14 protein-coding genes are annotated in these 18821 nt (G+C 46.1%); 1 reads left to right on the top strand and 13 read right to left on the bottom strand.

Annotation, left to right across the window (positions count from 1 at the left end; translation table 11 throughout):
* Positions 1–27: 27 nt before the first annotated feature.
* The 3 genes from B0H94_RS04110 to B0H94_RS04100 form a co-directional block, all read right to left on the bottom strand.
* Complete coding sequence (locus tag B0H94_RS04110) at positions 28–1653, bottom strand: hypothetical protein (protein WP_106587985.1); 1626 nt, start codon at positions 1651–1653, stop codon at positions 28–30.
* Between the two features lie 90 nt (positions 1654–1743).
* Positions 1744–2856 (bottom strand): restriction system modified-DNA reader domain-containing protein, encoded by a 1113-nt coding sequence (locus B0H94_RS04105; RefSeq protein WP_106587984.1) that lies wholly within the window; start codon positions 2854–2856, stop codon positions 1744–1746.
* Positions 2857–2880: 24 nt separating this feature from the next.
* The gene (locus B0H94_RS04100) at positions 2881–5007 is read right to left on the bottom strand and encodes a hypothetical protein (RefSeq protein ID WP_106587983.1); all 2127 of its coding nucleotides are present in this window, start codon (positions 5005–5007) and stop codon (positions 2881–2883) included.
* Positions 5008–5963: 956 nt separating this feature from the next.
* Between B0H94_RS04100 and B0H94_RS04095 the strand changes: the two genes are divergently transcribed.
* Entirely contained in the window at positions 5964–7412 is a 1449-nt protein-coding gene (locus tag B0H94_RS04095) for a hypothetical protein (protein ID WP_106587982.1), read from the top strand.
* Between the two features lie 242 nt (positions 7413–7654).
* Here B0H94_RS04095 and B0H94_RS04090 read toward each other — a convergent pair whose 3' ends face one another.
* The 10 genes from B0H94_RS04090 to B0H94_RS04050 all read right to left on the bottom strand — a co-directional run bounded on the left by B0H94_RS04090 (position 7655) and on the right by B0H94_RS04050 (position 18815).
* The gene (locus tag B0H94_RS04090; protein WP_106587981.1) at positions 7655–9661 is read right to left on the bottom strand and encodes an acyltransferase family protein; all 2007 of its coding nucleotides are present in this window, start codon (positions 9659–9661) and stop codon (positions 7655–7657) included.
* A gap of 1042 nt (positions 9662–10703) precedes the next feature.
* Positions 10704–12197 carry a YifB family Mg chelatase-like AAA ATPase gene (locus tag B0H94_RS04085; RefSeq protein ID WP_106587980.1) on the bottom strand — a complete coding sequence of 498 codons (1494 nt, stop codon included), beginning with the start codon at positions 12195–12197 and terminating at the stop codon, positions 10704–10706.
* 104 nt (positions 12198–12301) lie between these two features.
* Complete coding sequence (locus tag B0H94_RS04080) at positions 12302–12661, bottom strand: hypothetical protein (protein ID WP_146139910.1); 360 nt, start codon at positions 12659–12661, stop codon at positions 12302–12304.
* Positions 12662–12718: 57 nt separating this feature from the next.
* Positions 12719–13081: a hypothetical protein gene (locus B0H94_RS04075; RefSeq protein ID WP_146139909.1), complete on the bottom strand. Its 363-nt coding sequence runs from the start codon at positions 13079–13081 to the stop codon at positions 12719–12721.
* A gap of 57 nt (positions 13082–13138) precedes the next feature.
* Positions 13139–14236 carry an Rpn family recombination-promoting nuclease/putative transposase gene (locus B0H94_RS04070; RefSeq protein ID WP_181315248.1) on the bottom strand — a complete coding sequence of 366 codons (1098 nt, stop codon included), beginning with the start codon at positions 14234–14236 and terminating at the stop codon, positions 13139–13141.
* 25 nt (positions 14237–14261) lie between these two features.
* Positions 14262–14582, bottom strand: coding sequence for a hypothetical protein (locus tag B0H94_RS15355; RefSeq protein ID WP_245893896.1), 321 nt, complete (start codon positions 14580–14582; stop codon positions 14262–14264).
* A gap of 36 nt (positions 14583–14618) precedes the next feature.
* Positions 14619–14822 carry a transposase gene (locus B0H94_RS15350; protein ID WP_245893895.1) on the bottom strand — a complete coding sequence of 68 codons (204 nt, stop codon included), beginning with the start codon at positions 14820–14822 and terminating at the stop codon, positions 14619–14621.
* Between the two features lie 565 nt (positions 14823–15387).
* Positions 15388–17061 carry a tetratricopeptide repeat protein gene (locus B0H94_RS04060; RefSeq protein WP_106587977.1) on the bottom strand — a complete coding sequence of 558 codons (1674 nt, stop codon included), beginning with the start codon at positions 17059–17061 and terminating at the stop codon, positions 15388–15390.
* A gap of 304 nt (positions 17062–17365) precedes the next feature.
* Complete coding sequence (locus B0H94_RS04055) at positions 17366–17977, bottom strand: hemoblobin-interacting domain-containing protein (protein WP_106587976.1); 612 nt, start codon at positions 17975–17977, stop codon at positions 17366–17368.
* A 685-nt stretch (positions 17978–18662) separates the two neighbouring features.
* On the bottom strand, positions 18663–18815 hold the full coding sequence (locus B0H94_RS04050; RefSeq protein WP_345789030.1) for a tyrosine-type recombinase/integrase: 153 nt from the start codon (positions 18813–18815) through the stop codon (positions 18663–18665).
* Positions 18816–18821: the final 6 nt, after the last annotated feature.

Below are 18821 nucleotides of genomic sequence, written 5' to 3'. Positions count from 1 at the left end.
CACCTTACCTCAAAACCAGGTTCACCTTTACTCAACTGTAAATTCGTGAGCCGCACCTTCATTCAGACGGGTTCCATTTTCAGAACGCAGTTCATCTGTTACATATAAAGTGTAGTCACCAGCAGCATATACACCGTCTGCCGGTTGGATCAGAATTTCTTGATCCGCGGTTTCTTTATCAATCTCGATCCGCTCCCCAGCTTCATCCTCAATATAAATGGCGCTTTCCGTTACGCTGTGGTCATCTACGCTCTGGCTCAATTCGATGGTCCATTCATGATCAGCTGGTGTTATGTCATGGTCATCAGTGCTACGCTCAATTCCAGTGAGGTGCGTTTCACCTTCTTCGTTCGTCAAAAAGAAGATTCGGTCTCCATCTGAACTAATCATTGGCGCTGTCCATTGAAAATAAGCACTATCAATTTCATGTACCTTAGTCATGGGTTGATCTACACCCATTAAGTAAATTTCGTTTTCATAATTATTAAATTCGAAATTCGAATAAGCAAAATCTCCAAGTGTAGATCCAGCGAGAGATAAATCATCCCGGTTATACTTCAATGTTTCTTCAGACGTCCACTCTTTTTCCCCTGATAGATTAATGAGTTTCGTATTTTCATTTTCATAATCTGAAATTAATTGGTAGTTTGCTTCTTCCATATACATGTGATGCAAGTCGATTTCAGTTCCTTCAGTCTCGTGATGATCCACATACTCCAGGTTTTCGTCATAAACGTAAACATTTGAAGTTTCACTTTCATCAACGAAGTGTATGCGATCATCAAAAACAATCATAGGTACTACATCATCTCCATTGCCAAGACTATAATCACTCAAACGGGTTAAAAACTCTCCTGTATCCATGTCATACGTCACAAATTCATTTTCTCGATTTTGTATGACAGCCGTGTTTTCTAAAGAAGCATCGATACTACGGATGTCGCCCGGCTCATCAGCGAAGCCTTCCGGGAAATCAGAAATTTCCCATTGCTGTTCCAAGTTGTTATCAACCGCAATGATGGCGGGCTTCAAGTTGTTATCAGCCTCAGCGATGGCGGGCTCCATGTTGTTTTCAAGTACAAGATTCAGTTCATGCTGATCAGTAGACCAGAATTCAAAAAGCGCTTCCGTTTCATAGGAGTGAATCACCTCATCATTAAAATCCCGAACCTCTAAACCAGACCCACCATTCACAAGAATGTTTTGATCGTTTTCACCATAAAAGTCGATAAACTGTGCGTCTTTAAGCTCTGTCACTTTATCGCCTTCTGCAGAATAGATAAGCGTATAATCATAGGGGGAGTCTTCTTCTCCATCAAAAATAATATAGTCATCTACTGTTTGGTTAAAGATCAAAAGATCATAAGGGTTTTCGACCGTAAAGTTGTCTATGACCTCCCCATTCTCTGGATTCACAAAGGTAATGAAAGAATCACCAAAGGGGACACCATCAGTCAGTAGGATTTCGTCTTGAAATAACTCCATATGCTCGATCTCTCCATTACCTGGTAAATCTGCGTCTTCCACCAGGTTTCGATCATCGATTAATGTCTTCCAATCTTGCTCAAACGCTACTTCTTCTGCAGCTGCTTGTGAGCTTCCTGCCACTACACCTGCAAATAATAGAACCATGCTTCCTTTTACACATTTCATACATGTCACTCCTCTTTAAATTTATCCCTTTTTCATGAGTCGTTACTGATTCACCCGCCCCGACCGATCAAGTGCTAATGATCGCAGTCACTAATCATCTGAAAGTTTCAAGCGTTCTCTAAGTTGTGCAAGCGCCCCTTTTGAATTTCCATACTTGTCGTAAATCGACCAGAATGACCACCCATTAACCGATTTATTTGTTACCGCATGTGCTGCAGCCGATGGACTTTCATAACCTTTGCCGTTATATACGATTTTTCCTGATGCTGCATTGGGATCAAAATCAAGCGTGGCTGTATGCTCAACGCCATAGTAAGTTTTCGCTAAATAATCCGTCGCTTCAATCAAACCTTTATTGTACAGCTTAACGATATCTGTTTGTGAGCGCGCTTTCGGTACTGAACTACTTTTTACTGGCTCTGAAGGTTGAGAATTTGAGGGTTCTTCATCAACGAATCCATTTAAAATATTCGCCAGGCTGCTGATTAGATTGATCAACTCTTTTTTCGAGTAAGAAGCATCCTTAGACTTATCTGAGACTAATTTGAATGCGACAGTTAAACTTTCATAATCGGCTTGTTCCACCACCTGCTTTTGATATATTTTTTGCTGGACATCCTGTATTTGTTTTAACACATGGCTCATATCTTCTTTTTTCTCTGAAATTTTTTCATCATAAATCGCTTCGTATAACCCGACGAGGTTATTCATCGCATCCCGCGCAAGATCGTTTGCTACTCTGCCGTTCCCTTGACTACTCTTCGCATGCGCTTCGCTGTTTCTAATCTCCCCGAACTTGGCTTCTTTCGCTGTGTTCATGAATTTTTTAATGTAGTATTTCATATCGGTGTCAACTTCCATTAAATCAATAAAGTTTTTTAAAAACGGAGGAAGGATGATCGGTTCTTTTTTGTCTTTGACATTGTATTTGAGATCTTCTTCACTAAGAAGCAACATAAGCTTACTATAAGGAAGACTTCGAAGATCAACATTTGCATTTTTTTCTACAATGGCTATGCCTTGCCTAACCTCGGGATTTTTTGAGTAGTTAACGACATACGCAACCATTTCCCTGAGCATTTTTTCATAGATACTGTGCAGTTTGAGTATGAGCTCTTCAGGTTTTGCCCCCTCGTTATACTTTTCTTCAACTTCCAAATAACTTGTTTTTATTTCTTCTTTGAACTTTAAATCGTATTGCATGTTTTCCCCACCTTCTAGTTTGTATTATTGGTCCAGCGCTTTCCGCAGACCCACCATTGAGATTAAGCTTAAGCCTGAAAAAGCAGCAATCCCCTCCCACGCCGGCGTTGATGTTGTAAATAAAGTTAAGAGGTCATTATCAAAAATCCCTCCGAAAAACAGCAGCGGAAAGCCATATACACTCAGCGCATTAAGCAGCCTGCTCGTACGAACTTCGACATTTTGATTAATAATGGTTTCAATTTCTTGTGACGCTACATATAAATCAGCCAATTGATGATCCAAACCCCAGCGCTCTGCTGTGAGTTCACGAAAGCGTTTCACGTTATACTCTCCAGCACTCGCAGTTGTTCTTAATATTGTAGTTCGCAGTTCAGCTTTCAAGCTTGATAGCTTACGGTTCGACTTAACCAACTGCTTGCGTAAACTATAGTTGTTATGAGACGCTTTTGCGTCATTTGTATTATTCAGCTTCTCTTTCAGTGCTTGTAGTTCTCCTAAAACTTCCGAATGATAATGGCTAACTTGTGTATAACGTTCAAGAAGGTTTAGGTATTCATTTGCAAACGCATCGACTTGCCCTTGATCTTTTGACCAATCGTCTATTACTAAAGAACCACTTTTGTGTATAATACCTAAGGATCCGGGAGCTTCCATAAAGTCAAAACTACTTAACAGCGGAAGTTCTTCAAGCTTTACCTCTTGTACATCTTTTTTATTTAACACTGCAGCAAAATAGCGCTTCGCAGTTGGTGTTAGTAAAACCGAATCTAGATCATGGCCGTTTTGACAATTATGAGTTTGCGTTTTAATGGGCCAATTCACAGCGATAAACTTTTTCGAACAACTTGCATCACCCTTTTCGCGCTGGGTGCTCTCTTGATATCGTGCCAAAAGCGTCATCAATCTGTCTGCTTTCATGAAATTTGATTGACCTGTGGACACTTTTTCACTGTCATCACGCTCAATTTGATCATCTTTCATTAAAAACTTTAAGGGCTCTACTTTCAGATGCTTCACAGGGTTAAACGTTTGCCAAGTCGTTTCAATGACTTCTTCCCATGAAAGCTGCATATGTATATCAGACCCTTTGTACTTCACTTTACGCGGGGAAGCAACAAGGGTATGGTCTGGTGAAATAAACCATGGCTGATCGTATGAATATTCACCTACATTTCCTTTTGCATCACGATAAACCCTTTTATTTTCGCTCGGACGCACAGATTCACCTGAACAACCTGCGTTGTATACTGCGCCATCCTCCTCAAGATTTGCTAACTTTCCCCAAGCAAGTGTTTCACGACTTTCTAAGGCCTCCTGGAGCTTTAACAAATCTATATGCAGCGAAGGATCCGCAGAGATGACAACTTCGTTTCCGCTGCCGCTAAGTTGCGGGCGGTAAACTACCATTAAACCAAAGCCTGACTCAAAAAAACTATTTTCACTATCATTTCTTGCAAAGTCCGGAAGGCTTCCTAACAACCGGTTATCTGTAACGATTAATGCATCGACGTACACACTCCGGTTTGATTTTGAACTTGGTACGCTTAATTGCAGCTGTTCAGATGACTGTAAAAGCTGCTGATATTCTTGTGATTCAATTTTTATCATCGACTGAGCCTGGAGGTATAATTCGGAACGATTTAACACCGGAATCTCTGCTGGCTGGGCCTTTGCCTCCATGCATTCGAGCGTGAACCGTACCGCATTTTTAAAGTTGTCTCGCAGCGCGCCTTCTTCTATGTTGTGATGAGTTAAAGCACGGATATGGTTTCCCCAGGACCGCTCTGTCTTCCCTGTGCTTCGAACGTCACCGGCATTCCAACGTCTCATGTAATCGGTCCACGGCTTGAAAGCTTCTTTGCCTTCACCTTCTACACTGAAGCGTTTAAACCAAAGTCGTATGTAAGTTAAAACGGTGTCAGGGGAGGGGTTAACAACTTTCACCATATGTGTGATTGATTCAAGTTTTTGATGAATTTCAAACGTCTGCGAAAGATCCTCAACTGCTTCGCTAAGGGGACGGTGGCTTCGCTCAACTTGAAAAACGTGATGTTCCATATGCAATTCAAAACCTAGATCAGATGATGACAACGTCTCACCGTCAAGTAGTTCTACACTTTGTAATGCTTCTAAAACCTCCGTTTTCATATATTCAAAAAAACCGGTATCCCTGATATGTTACACCACCTTTCATTGACTTCCCTATTTATCTTTATGCTCACTTAAGTCCGTCGCAGAAACAAGTTCCACAATCATCATAGGCTTTGAAGCTGCGCTAACACGAAAATTAACATCATGCACCTCACAGCAGAGCAGAAGAAGCTAGATACAGTTTCTGTGAAAAACCTGGAGCTGTCAGTAGAAAATTGTACGTGCACATTAAGGCGCACACGAGATAAAAGTTAGTTTATATCCCCTTCAGCAAACCATGGAGAAGACATGTGCCAAAAGTCTTTCTATTTTCATCTTTTAAATTGGTTATAATATCCTTTTTATGTACTTTGTTAACATTTTACTTGATTTTTTAGTCGATTGAAATACAATTTTGTAAGAAAAAAGTTTAAAATGTACATAATTTCTTATAAATTAGCGGATGGATACGATACTTTCAAAGGACTTGCGGCTTAAAAGTTACGTTTCGACACTCTCATTCAATAATCAATTGAATGAATTTCACCATTTATCATAAGAGAATAAAAACCGAACAATCAACGTAACCTTCACTTTAGATGGACACTTTCCCGAGGGCTTGGCTTCAGCTAGCTTGTTCGATTGGTTTCCATTTGAACAAGTGGGTCTTCAACCTGCACTTGACCCTCTGGGCGTTTCCTTCTTTCGTTTTGGGCACTTTTACATTTACGGATCATCAATCATTTCCCATGTATATTGTTCATTTTAACGTTCATAAAGCGTCATTATTGAATTAATCTAATTATTTAAATAATGTTAATTATCTAAGTTTAAAATTGCTTAGAATAACTTTATATGGTACTTTTGTGATTATTATTTGGTTATACCATTCCATAAACTAGGATCAACATGGAATGAAATTAGTTTTCTATTCTGGATGACCAATTTTTATCATTTTACTAGGAGGAATAAGAATGGGTAAGTTTTACAAAAAGACTAGTGCCGCTGTGCTCCTGTCAGCGCTCGTTGCCGGTGCCGCAACAAGTGCCGCAACAGCTGAAAACAATGCAGGGTTAACGGAGCTGGCATTTGAGGTTGATGGTGACATTTTAACGACTGATGTCCAATCTTATGCACGGGCCTACGGAAATCAGGAACAAAGCGACTTATATGATGCCATTTCAAGTGAGGATGGGAGTGTTTACATAAGTGCCGTGAAAATTGATGATCGTTTTATTGACTTTAACGATTATGCTAGTGGACACGCCGAGTACGAGGCCAACTTAAACGATATTTACGATAACACTCCAGCTGTAAATACAGACGATTTCAAACCCGTTGAGCTAGACGATGACAGCGATTCATCCGACGACGTTGAAGTGCCGGAAGAAAGCGAAACACTCACTTTCCTTGAGGACATAGAATATGAGCCTTTTAATAACCTGAAAACAACTGAAAAGCGTACAGAAATTTCAGCTTTATTCTTTGCAAATCACGAAAATGAAAGTTTCGAAAACAACAGTGAAATTGAAAAAGCAATTGATGAAGTAATTGAAGAGCACAATGACCTTCTAGAAGATTTTAATAATAATAACAGGCTCACAGAAACTGCCGCGAGTGCCGAAAAGGTGCGCAGCGCCTTTTTAAATACGGATTACCTTAAAAATGAGCTAAGCTTGTTCATTGCACCATTTCAAACAGATGCCTACAATTTAGGCGAAGAATCTTTAAATACATTTGCCGAACTTGAGCATGAGGAGATCGCATCTACGCTTCAAGGATCTGTAACCTCTGTATCTGAGGATTTCAGTGCAGAAGATGGTGGAAAGATCGAGGTTGACGGCAAGACGATCGAGGTTTTAGAAGACAATGTATATGCCTCAATCTTTGAGTTACCCTGGGAAGAATTTCAAGATGTTGAGATCTTCGTATCCGTTAGTCATGATGGTTCATTCGTAGACACAGACCCGAACATTATGTTTACCGATGATATTAGTGCAGAAAAATTAAGTTCGTTGATTCATGAGCTAAATGAGTATATTGCATACGATTTAATTGGACTTCATGGCGGAGGTCATCGTGTTACCGGTGACACCTTAAAAGTTGATTTTGGTCAAGTTTACTTTCGAGATTTTACGTTTGAAAACAGTAGCATTGAAGATGGTGAGGAATTAGGAATCTTAGATTTCAACGATGTTACTTTTCATAATAACAACAAATTTCAACTTCTACTTGAAAATGTATCTTCTGTTTTTATAAGTGATATCTTGATTCCTGAATCAACCCACCTGCAAATTCTTGAACCTCATTTCGCTTTAGACACAGTGAATGAAGAAGATCAAGGAATTTATGCAACAGATGAAGAGGCAGTTGAGTATTTAAACCAGGCAAACGACGGAGAAGTCACAGCGATTTATCGATAAGGTTGAACACAGCTTAAAGTTGAGCTGAAAAAACAGATAAATCCCCCCTTGAATAAGGCCACAATTGGCTGATTCAAGGGGGTTTTTATGTTCTTATCATAGAAAAGGAGGCATCATGAGCTAAATGCGCGATTAAAGAGCTATCATTGACCCGCGTCATTCGCAACTATCGAAAAAACCCCGCGGCCTTTGCCGCGAGGGGTTCAACAGCTTTTACACATTTCAATCTTTCCACGTCTCGGTCAATTCAAGTCTTCTAGCACCTCAATCAGCGCTTCTTTGACCGGCTCTCCAAGCGTGCGGGAGTAAGCAGATGATAGGTGATGAGTGTCACGGTAAACGATCACATTGCCGATCACCGGATAACATAGTTCTTCATCACAGAGATAATCTGTGAAGTCAGCAAAGGAGACATGATCCGGAAATGGTCCTGCACCTGGCGCTTCCCACGGCAAATGATCAGATAGCTCTTCACTCCGCTCTACGCTGCATTCCTCCTTGTTGCCACCAGCTTCGAGACAATCCGGAACATCCTCTCTCATACGCGGTGTATCCCGCACGGCCAAAATTTCCGCGACATCCTCAAGGTTTTCCCACTGATTCACAAATCCGTCTGGGACATTCGGTTCTGGCCCTACACTTCCTGTTGTAAAAATCAGATCAGGTGAATCCTCTCTAAGCACATCTATGATTTCTTCATTCCACTCCATACAAGCGTCATTTAACCAGCCGTCTGCATCATCATCAGTCAACCTGCACCCATTATTGATATAGGTATCAATTTGAATATCTATTTCTTCTGCGGCTTCTTCCAGCGCCGGGAGCCAGTGACCGGCATGCGAACCACCAACCAGCGCAATCGTATGTGATGGGTCATCCGTTACCCCGAAAGAAGCCGTCCGGATGTCAGCATCATCGTAGTTTGCAAAAGCGAATTCATCATAATAAGAGGGGAGATCATCCCGGATATCAATAAATGATGGGACAGGCTCCACATCAGACGCTGCCTGCACATCGTCATATATTACAGCAGCCCCTGGGTAATCCTCTGTATCATACGTTTGCTCCTCCGTTACTGTCTCTCTTTCAATATTAAACGCCCAAAGACTGTTTAATACAACAGCCGGAAGAATAAATATTAACAACACAGCAGTTAGTTTTAGTTTTGAAGGTAGCGTTTTAACATCCATTCCGCGCACAGGCTTTTCAATTATTTTCGTTGAAACATAGGCTGCCACAAACGAGATGATAATAAGAAGTGCACCTGCCTGCAGTGAAACAGACTGCGCCCCTGTATATTGATAATAAAAGATCAAAAGCGGCCAGTGCCATAAATAAAATGCATATGAAAGCCCACCGAAAAAAACGAGCGGCTTTGAAGCAACAAGACGATGAACCCCAAAGGTACCGCCATTCTGTCCGCTGATAATGACAAGAAGTGCACCAGTAACCGGCAGAATAGCTGCATAGCCTGGGAAAACATCTGTAACAGGAAGCAGCAAGCCAGTAAATGCAACGATTGCAATCCCGGCCCACCCAAGTACGAAACTTGCACTACGGTTCAACGTAATATAAGGAAGCACTAGTGCAATCAGACCACCTGCACTAAACTCCCAAACCCGGGCAAACGTGTCAAAGTAGGCCCACGGTTGATTCACAGTGGTGATGTAAACAGAATACGCCAAAGAGAGCACAGCCACTGTCATAAGTACGCCGAGTAACGTTTTTCGAAGTGGTGTTTTAAATATTTTTCGAGCTGCCAAAAATGATAGAAAAATAAGAAGTGGCCAGAGCACATAAAACTGTCCTTGAATGGAGAGTGCCCAGAAATGCTGCAGTGGACTGGCTTCATTATTTTTGGCAAGGTAATCAACAGCATCAAAAGCAAGCTGCCAATTTTGAAAATAAAAAGCTGAAGCGAAGGTTTCAGCTACAACTTGATCCCAGCGTGATTCAGAGAACAAAAAATAAGAAGTTACGATAATAAACAAAAGTACGGTAAAGGCTGCCGGAAACAATCGACGAGCCAAACCGAGTATGTACTCAAAAAACTTAATCGTTCCATCGCGTTCAACTCGTGATAACAGGCTGGTCGTGATCAAGTAACCAGATACGACGAAAAAAACGTCCACCCCACCTGACACAGAACCAAGCCATATATGATAAACCGCCACCAGAAAAGCAGCCACCGCCCGAAGCCCTTCAAGCTCCGGACGGAACTGCTTAGCCGGCACTCTTAAATCATTCATAAAATTACCCCGCATCCAATCATTGATATTTGTATTTTAAGCTTTAGTCCGGCATATCTCAACACTTTTGAATAATTTTCACATCACCCGGGACATCAGTCTACATTTTTTATCATTAGAGCCACCGATGAAGACAGATCAAAGCTTGAAATTCGACAATTTAGGTAAAATAACAGCGCTAGATTTGCAACGCACGCTGTCTCTAGCGAAACGAACAAAACTTCCCTTGCAACGCACGGCACCGGGAGGGAACGGACAGTGTGGAGCTGACTGAACGACGGACGCGGGTAAACTTCCATATTTTAGAGAAAATAACAGCGTCAGCTTTGCAACGCACGCTGCCTCCAGCGGAACGAACAATACTTCTCTCGCAACGCACGGCACCGGGAGGGAACGGACAGTGTGGAGCTGACTGAACGACGGACGCGGGTAAACTTCCATATTTTAGAGAAAATAACAGCGTCAGCTTTGCAACGCACGCTGCCTCCAGCGGAACGAACAATACTTCTCTCGCAACGCACGGCACCGGGAGGGAACGGACAGTGTGGAGCTGACTGAACGACGGACGCGGGTAATCTTCCATATTTTAGAGAAAATAACAGCGTCAGCTTTGCAACGCACGCTGCCTCTAGCGGAACGAACATTACTTCTCTTGCAACGCACGGCACCGGGGAGGGAACGAACAGTAGGGAGATGGCTGAACGACGGACGCGGGTGAGTTTCCATATTTTAGAGAAAATAACAGTGTCAGCTTTGCAACGCACGCTGCCTCCAGCGGAACGAACATTACTTCTCTTGCAACGCACGGCACCGGGGAGGGAACGAACAGTAGGGAGATGGCTGAACGACGGACGCGGGCACGATTCCATATTTTAGAGAAAATAACAGTGTCAGCTTTGCAACGTACGCTGCCTCCAGCGGAACGAACATTACTTCTCTTGCAACGCACGAGGCTGGTTAAGAAGCAGACGTTGAGTGCTACACATTTTTAAGAGCCCTGCAGCTATATGCTTAAGGGCTCTTAAATTTTGAAATATTTTCTTCATGGTAATTGAAGTGCTGAGCCTGCCTCGGAAAAGTGCAGGGCTTCGTTGAGCGCGGTGTCGGTGATTTGTTCGCTGCCGGTAAGGTCGGCGATTGTGCGGGCGATGCGGAGAATTTTTACTTGCGTTCGATTGCTCAGCTGCTCGCGGTTGAAAATAGCCGGCGTGTTTTTGACTCCGCCGGGCTGCAATGTCTCAAGCGGCGCGTGGGCGTTCAGCTGGAGACTTCCGTAACGCTTATACTGCAGGTCGCGGGCGGCAATCACCCGGGCGCGGACGGATGCGGACGACTCTGCCGGCGGCTCGGTGGCGAGTGCGGCCTGCTTCAACTGCAGCGTTAAGTCAAACCGGTCACGTACCGGGCCGGAGAGCCGGAGCTGATAAGCGTTTCGCTGTTTCGGGGTGCATGTGCAGTAATGGTGGCGCGCACCGAGATAGCCGCACGGGCACGGGTTGATGGCACCGAGCAGTTGAAAGCGGGCCGGGTATGTAACGGCAGCTTGGACGCGGCTGATCGCAATGACACCGGCTTCAAGCGGCTGCCGGAGCATATCGAGCGTTTTCTTCGGAAATTCAGCCATTTCATCAAGAAATAAGACACCGTGGTGCGCGAGGGAGATTTCTCCCGGTTTTGGTGATGCGCCGCCACCGGTTAAGCTGACGGCAGACGCGGTATGGTGCGGGCTGCGAAAAGGAGGATGCGGAAGATCAGGCGGTGCGGTGCCGGCGAGTTCGTATAAGCTCATCACCTCAAGCTGGGCATCTTTTGCAAGCGGTGGCAGCAGGGTGGGAAAACTTTCAGCGAGCAGGCTCTTGCCGCATCCCGGCGGGCCGGAGAAAAGCAGGTGGTGGCCGCCGGCAGCGGCAATTTCAAGGGCACGCTTTGCCTCCACCTGCCCGTAAATCGCGGAAAAATCTGTGCGGAGCGCTTCTGGCTCACAGGCTGCTTCAGGGGCAGCAGGTTCTGAAAGCGAGGCAAGCGGCATAGTACCGGTTAAATCGGCGCACACATCATTGAGATGGGAGACAAAGCGGAGCTTGATCCCTTCGATCCGGTCGAGCGGAAGCGAAGCGCCCGCCGGCAGGTAGAGCGTGTCGATGCCTTGATTTTTGGCGGCAAGCACGGCAGGCAGGGTTCCTGTCACCGGACGGATATCACCGCTTAATGACAAGGCACCGAGAAACGCGGTGCGGGGCGGAATCGGGGCTTCAAGCTGACCGAGGGTGCGCATGAGGGCGATGGCAATGGCAAGGTCAAATGCAGGACCGTTCTTTTTTTGATCGGCCGGGGCGAGGTGAATGATGATTTTTTTCTCGGGGAGATCGATGCCGGCGCTGTGCAGGGCGGAAACGACGCGCTCGCGCGATTCTTTCACCGCTGCATCCGGCAGACCGATCACCTGCACCGACGGCGGCCCGGGGAGTTGATGCACTTCGGCCTCGACGAGATAGCCATCTAAACCTTGCAGGCCGATGCTGTTTGTTGTGGTCATAGATAGACCTCCTTATGGGGGTTTGTGAATGGGGATATGGAGTAAGTAAAGATTTGCTGCATACGTGGTTCGTGCGGGATACGTGGAATCGGGGAAGTTATACCTTACAAGCTCTTACTTTCAAGCGTCTGCTTAGCCTCTGCCCAGGTGTTCACGCGCACAACGATTTTGCGGAGTTCATCCAGCGTCTCCGACGACGTAACCCCTTGAAGATACTCTTGTGCACCAGCTACGGTCGGGAAGCCTTCCGGGAATTTGTCATTCAGAAGACGGGCGGTCACATAAACATCCTGCTTATGCTGTCCCCTTTCATAACTCTCCTCAATCGCCAGCTCCGTTTCACGCTTAGCGGCTTCTTCATCGAGCACCTGCTTCAAACGACTTTCGTACGCCAGCCATTCATCCGGCGTCTGGCTTAGCTGTGTCCAGCTCCGAAACGCCTGTTGGAGTTTTTCATCTTTCATCGCGATCTCCTCCAGTTCTTCGGTAACACCTGCATGCACAACGCTTCCAAGCTTCACCTAATCATCAAGGGCTTCTCTGATTTTATCCTCGGCTTCGGCCCAACTGTTTACACGTACAACGATTTTACGTAGTTCATCCAGCGTCTCCGGCGATGTAACTCCTTGAAGATACTCCTGTGCATCAGCTTCGGTCGGGAAGCCTTCCGGGAATTTGTCATGTAGAAGGCGGGCGGTCACATAAACATCCTGCTTATGCTGTCCCCTTTCATAACTCTCCTCAATCGCCAGCTCCGTTTCACGCTTAGCGGCTTCTTCATCGAGCACCTGCTTCAAACGACTTTCGTACGCCAGCCATTCATCCGGCGTCTGGCTTAACTGAGTCCAGCTCTGAAACGCCTGTTGGAGTTTTTCGTCTTTCATCGCGATCTCCTCCAGCTCTTCGGTAACACCTGTGTTCACAACGCTTCCAAGCATCCCCTAGTCATCAAGGGCTTCTCTGATTTTATCCTCGGCTTCGGCCCAACTGTTTACACGTACAACGATTTTACGTAGTTCATCCAGCGTCTCCGGCGACGTGACCCCTTGAAGATACTCCTGTGCACCAGCTACGGTCGGGAAGCCTTCCGGGAATTTGTCATTCAGAAGACGGGCGGTCACATAAACATCCTGCTTATGCTGTCCTTTGGCTTCACCAATTTCCACGCCCTCTTCACGACCTTCTTCACGGCCTTCTTCACGGCCCTCTTCACGGCCTTCTTCACGACTTTCCTGGATCGCCAGTTCCGTTTCACGCTTAGCGGCTTCTTCATCGAGCACCTGCTTCAAACGACTTTCGTACGCCAGCCATTCATCCGGCGTCTGGCTTAACTGGGTCCAGCTCCTGAACGCCTGTTGGAGTTTTTCATCTTTCATCGCGATCTCCTCCAGTTCTTTGTAAATGTCTTCGTACACGTTATTTTTCCGGTCATCGACAATGCCCAGAAGCAGAAGCCAGCGGGCCAGCCGGTCATCCCACGGATTGAGTTCATTCTTCCGCCAGGCATTGATCAGCTTCGGCATTTCAAAAAAGTGCATTTCTAATGCATCGGTTAATAAGGTTTGTTCATCTTCTTCGTGCAGCCGGTACGCCGCATGATACCGGGCGCTGTTGTGAAACGTATTGAAGTTTAAGATGTTAATCGTGATCACCGGATAAAGCTCCCGGTACGTGGTACCCGCTTTCATCTGTCTCCGGTATAGATTCGCCCAGTAAAAGAGCGAACGATGGATCATATCGTATTTATTCGTGAACTGAATTTCGATGTTAATCAGGGTGCCGGTCTCGGTTTGGGCAAGGATATCCAGCCGTGACTGCTTATCATTATCATATTCACCGCCGATTTCCGTGTTCTGCAGGGCAATGCTTTCGATCCACGGCCGCTCGGTCCGCTGCAGGATGGCATTTAAGAATACGACGAGCAGATCTTGATTGGTTTCCGTCCCAAAAAGCTGTTTAAAAGCATAATCAATCTTTAAGTCCATTAAACGATTCAGCGGCAGCCGCTTCAAGGCGTCCGGCCGGGGTTTATGCTCCATAAGCATCACCTGTTGCTTTCATTAATTATATCATATCCGTTGGTACTGCGTCTGTTTCGACAAAGGCTTGGTAGTGTGCTGCAGGCGGAGCGGGAAAGTAGGAAAACGTCCGGATTGTGGTGATGTGCGGGTTGGTTTTTGTGGAAACAAAAGCGGCATAACTGCTCCATTCAAAGGCGGCGGGGTGCTGCACCATCCGCGCTTCAACCGGGTTGAGGTGAATGTAGCGGCTGACATAAATGAAATCTTCACGGGATTCGATCAAGCTGTCCCAGTAGCGGCCTTGAAACAAATGGCCGGATAAGCGGTGGCGCTTATTGAAGGCACGGGCAAAGCTATTGTGCAACGTTTTCATTACCTGTGATGTCGGAATGTTGCTCGTTTATAAAAGAAGGTGGATGTGGTTCGTCATGAGGCAGTACGCGTGGAGCGTGAACGGGTAAAATGTGCGGGTTTCTTCAAGCAGCGCAAGGTACGTGCGCCGGTCCGCTTCATCGTAAAAAATGGGGGCGCGCCGGTTGCCGCGGCTGATGATATGGTAAGTAGCACCCGGAAACCAAATACGTGGTTTTCGCGAAATAAGCACCGCTCCTTTCGTAAGGTTAAACTTATATTACGCCACCCATCAGCAAGTGTCAACTAAAATTTTCCGGGTGTAATTGGCCATACTGCGTGAGGTTAACTTCCATTTTTTAGAGAAAATAACAGCAGCCAGACCGGAACGAACAACAGATGCTGACAAACGCACGGGACGGCATCCGCAACGCACGGTGGAAGGATCGGAACGAACGCTGCGCTACAACTAGTAACTGCGAAGCGGTGCACCTTATCAATTTTTAATGCCACCTAAAAAGCCAGCCCGTGTCTGGACTGGCTCAGTTACGATTTATCGAATGATAGGGGTCTGACCCTCTACTTAGAAGTAAGTATTTCGAGGACCCTGCCGGCAAACAATATATTGACTTCGTTAACCAAGGGACTACCAAGGGGTCTAAGGGGTCTGGCCCCGATCAGAAGTAATCAGAAGCACGCAGAAACAATGATCGTTTTTTGGCAGGGGTCTGACCCCGATCAGAAGTGGGCAGAAGCACGCAGAAACAATGATCGTTTTTGGCAGGGGTCTGACCCCCTATTGACCGATTATTATTCCCCTATTCAAAAAACCGGTCGAAGACTTTGAGGGCGGCTTTCCGGCTGTACATTCCGCTTTGCACAAGCGGCCATTTTTTCACATCCTGCCGGCGGATGATGTTCGGCCGGTAGTCACTCGGCGAAAACTTCACCCGCACCTCTTTGTAGTTCTTCACCGCAAGCGCCGCCATCCGATGCTGTCCTTCGGCGACGACAAACCGGTAGCTGTCGTCATCATTCACAAGCAGGTACCCTTCCACATAGCCGTCCGGAAACGCCTCCGGCTCGTAGCCGGCCTGCTCTATGAGCCGCAGCGCCTTCGCGAGCCGCTTCACCTCCGCCGCAATAAACGCCGGCGTGTTCGGCCCGTGGTGGTGGTTGCCCCCCGGCCGCGTCTCCCCCGGCTCCGGCGAAAGCTGTGCCTTCGTAATGGACGGATCCCCGAGCCACGGCAGCGGCGGCCAGCCGTCGGTCAACGGAGGCACCGCCCGCGGCGCCGGCGCATGAAACAGCTGCTCATACCGGTTCTGCGGCTGAAACCGCCCGTACACCTCCGTCATATACAAATCCTCCGGCGCCTTCGTCTCCCCGCTTTTCACATACTCAAGCAGCGTGCGCGTAAAATGATGTTCCATTTTCGACGCGTACGGCGTCACCGTTTGATCCACACATAACGACAGCGGCACTTGAAACACCGATGCCCCGTTCTCTTCCACTTCCGGGCCAACCGGCAGGCGCACCCGCTGAAGCTCATGTACAGGCATGTCCCGCCCGGGAGGTATGAGCCAGTACATCTGCACCCCGCTGTTTGTTAACCGCTTTGCCGTATAGCCGGTGCCCGCCACCGCCTGCTTGATCAACGAGGTATCGTCTTTTTCCTCCGTTCGAAAGGAGACAAACACCGGCTGGGCTTTCAAGCGGGTGACGCGGCGCAGCCGGGTGATGATCTCTTCATCATCATCATCCAAACGGACGTCATAAAACGCCAGGGACGAGGCATCACCGGCATGGTGCTCCCATACATCCGCCGCCGGCTGATACATCCGCGGCAGCTGCGAGGCCGCATTGCGGACGAGATGAAAATAAATGAAATAAACGTAGCGCCCCCGGTCTTCAAAGTTATTGTTAAACGCCGTGACCGGCACCCCGTAGTCGTGCATCACTTTCAGCGGAATCCCTTCACGCGGATTTAAATCAATCACCCGCCGCAGCTGAAACGCCGCCCGGAGCCCGCCGGCATACTCATACATCCGCCGCCGTTCGGATAAATCGCGGATATCGTAGGTGAAAGTGACATTTTCGCTTCCGCCTGTCAGAGAGAAGGAAAACTCCCGCGGATTAAACGCTTCTTTCCGCGACAGTTTCTTTTTCACCCGCTCCATCGCCCGGCCGGCAATATCGGCATTCCCGACGTACTGATACGCCATCACAATATAGTACAACGCACTGACCGGTTTCTCCCGCGCTTCGAGCACCACCCCTAAACACATGTGCCCGTGCGGGTCATTCGGATGTTCATCAAGGTACGCCTTCAGCCGGCGCACCGCATCATCATACGCCCCGCGCTGATAAGCACCATACGCCTCCGACAGCTGCTCCAGCGGATCCCCTTCTGCCCTCACCCGGGGCAGCGGCGCCTCCGCCGAACCGTCAAGCGCCTGCCATAAAGCCTTCAGCCATTCCATTCGCTTCATCTTACGTCCTCCTTTTGTATGTATGTATAGGAGGGTCAGACCCCGATCAAAAGTGAGCAGACACAAGCGGCACAATGACCATTTTTGACAGGGGTCTGACCCCAAAAAAAGAAGCCCCGCGGTCGAAACCGCAGGGCTCATCCTAACCCTTTAGCGCTTGACTGCACCGAGGAAAAGGCACCGATATCTAAAACTTTGATTAATGGGTATTTCCGTTCCTATATGAAGAAAGAGCTACCGCCGTTAAGCGATAGCCCCTTCCTTTCAATCATGTTACAGTTTCGGTTAAACGGAACCGTCCCTGTTATTCTGCTGAGTCTTCAACTGTAATTTCAAAGTCATCTTTCACACCAACACTATCTACTTCGATAACAATATCATTAGCAGAACCAGTATTAGTAGCGTGAGCATCGATAGTTACTTCTACTTGGTTACTATCACCATGAACCTCATCTACACTTACAGTTTCAATCCAATCATACTCAGTATCTACTGCAGCACCCCCAGTTTCATGTAGAAGGGAAATATCTCCACTGTTGATATCTACTGGGTTTCCATATTTATCTTTAGCGGTAATAACAAATGTTTCAGAATCACCAACATCAATAGTTAGTGATGATGACTCCACAGTAGTTTGACTTGCGTTAACTGCTCCTTCAACAACTTCTAGGTCATCTTCCTCGATGTTCTCATAGTTGTCCGCAACAATTGTAAGATCGTACTCATCAGCGTTTTCAACTACACCTTCGTCGATAGTTAATGTCGTATCTCCACTGTCAACATTGAAGTCGTAGTCTTCTTCTGAAACTGTAATCTCCGTGCCATTATCATTATCAAGTTCTACTGCTGTAACAGCATTCTGATAATCAGCAGTTAGCTCATCATCATCGAATAAGATCTCTAAGTCACTATCCACGCTATCTGCCGTGATAGTGATATCGTCATTAGTAAGACCAGCAGTTACATTATCGAGATCATTTTCAAGTGTAGCATCACTTGTGTCGATGTCTTCATCATCAAATGCACCAGCATCAGCATCAATGTTACCAACAAGTGTGATTGAACCTGATCCTGCCGTAGCAGAAACTCCACTATCTAAAGTAACATCTTCTAATGTGTAATCAGGATCATTGGATGCTGTAATATTTTCTTCAATTGTTAGATTACTTAGTGTAATACCATCAGTTTGAACATCAAGGGATGTTGTATCTACTGTGGCACCAGACCCTTGCCCAACAACAGTTAGACCATCAGTGTCAAGAGCGTTATTTAGGTCAGCTCCATCTACAGTAGAGTCTTCAGGTAGAGCTACAAGAGTAACTGCATAAATTTCGTCATTTGCATTAGTTTCAAATTCTACTTCTGCTCCAGCATCAATTAACCAATTGTTGTTATTGAAGAATGTTTCTGCATCGTCAACAGCAGTGTAGTTGGTATCATCGATGTCTACAGAGTCACCATCATCGTTAATGTAAGTTTCCGTACGTTTTAAGACAAAATAAAAACGCTGAATCCCTGGTGTACCAATGGTTTCAGCGTTTCAAAAATGTATGTTTTACATGGTTAATATAGGTTATGTCAACTTCGACTTTTTCTATAAATTACAGGTAATAATCATACTTAGCTTTTCTTGCTTCTTCATACAGTCGTGCATAAACTTTCGTGACTCCTATGGTATCATGACCTAGAAGGTCTTGAATATGCACCAACGGCATCCCTTTTTCCGCTAAGTGAGCCGCGAATGTATGGCGCATCGTATG

Source organism: Salsuginibacillus halophilus (assembly GCF_003014715.1).
GTDB lineage: Bacteria > Bacillota > Bacilli > Bacillales > Marinococcaceae > Salsuginibacillus > Salsuginibacillus halophilus.
This window is presented reverse-complemented; position numbering and strand designations above follow the sequence as displayed.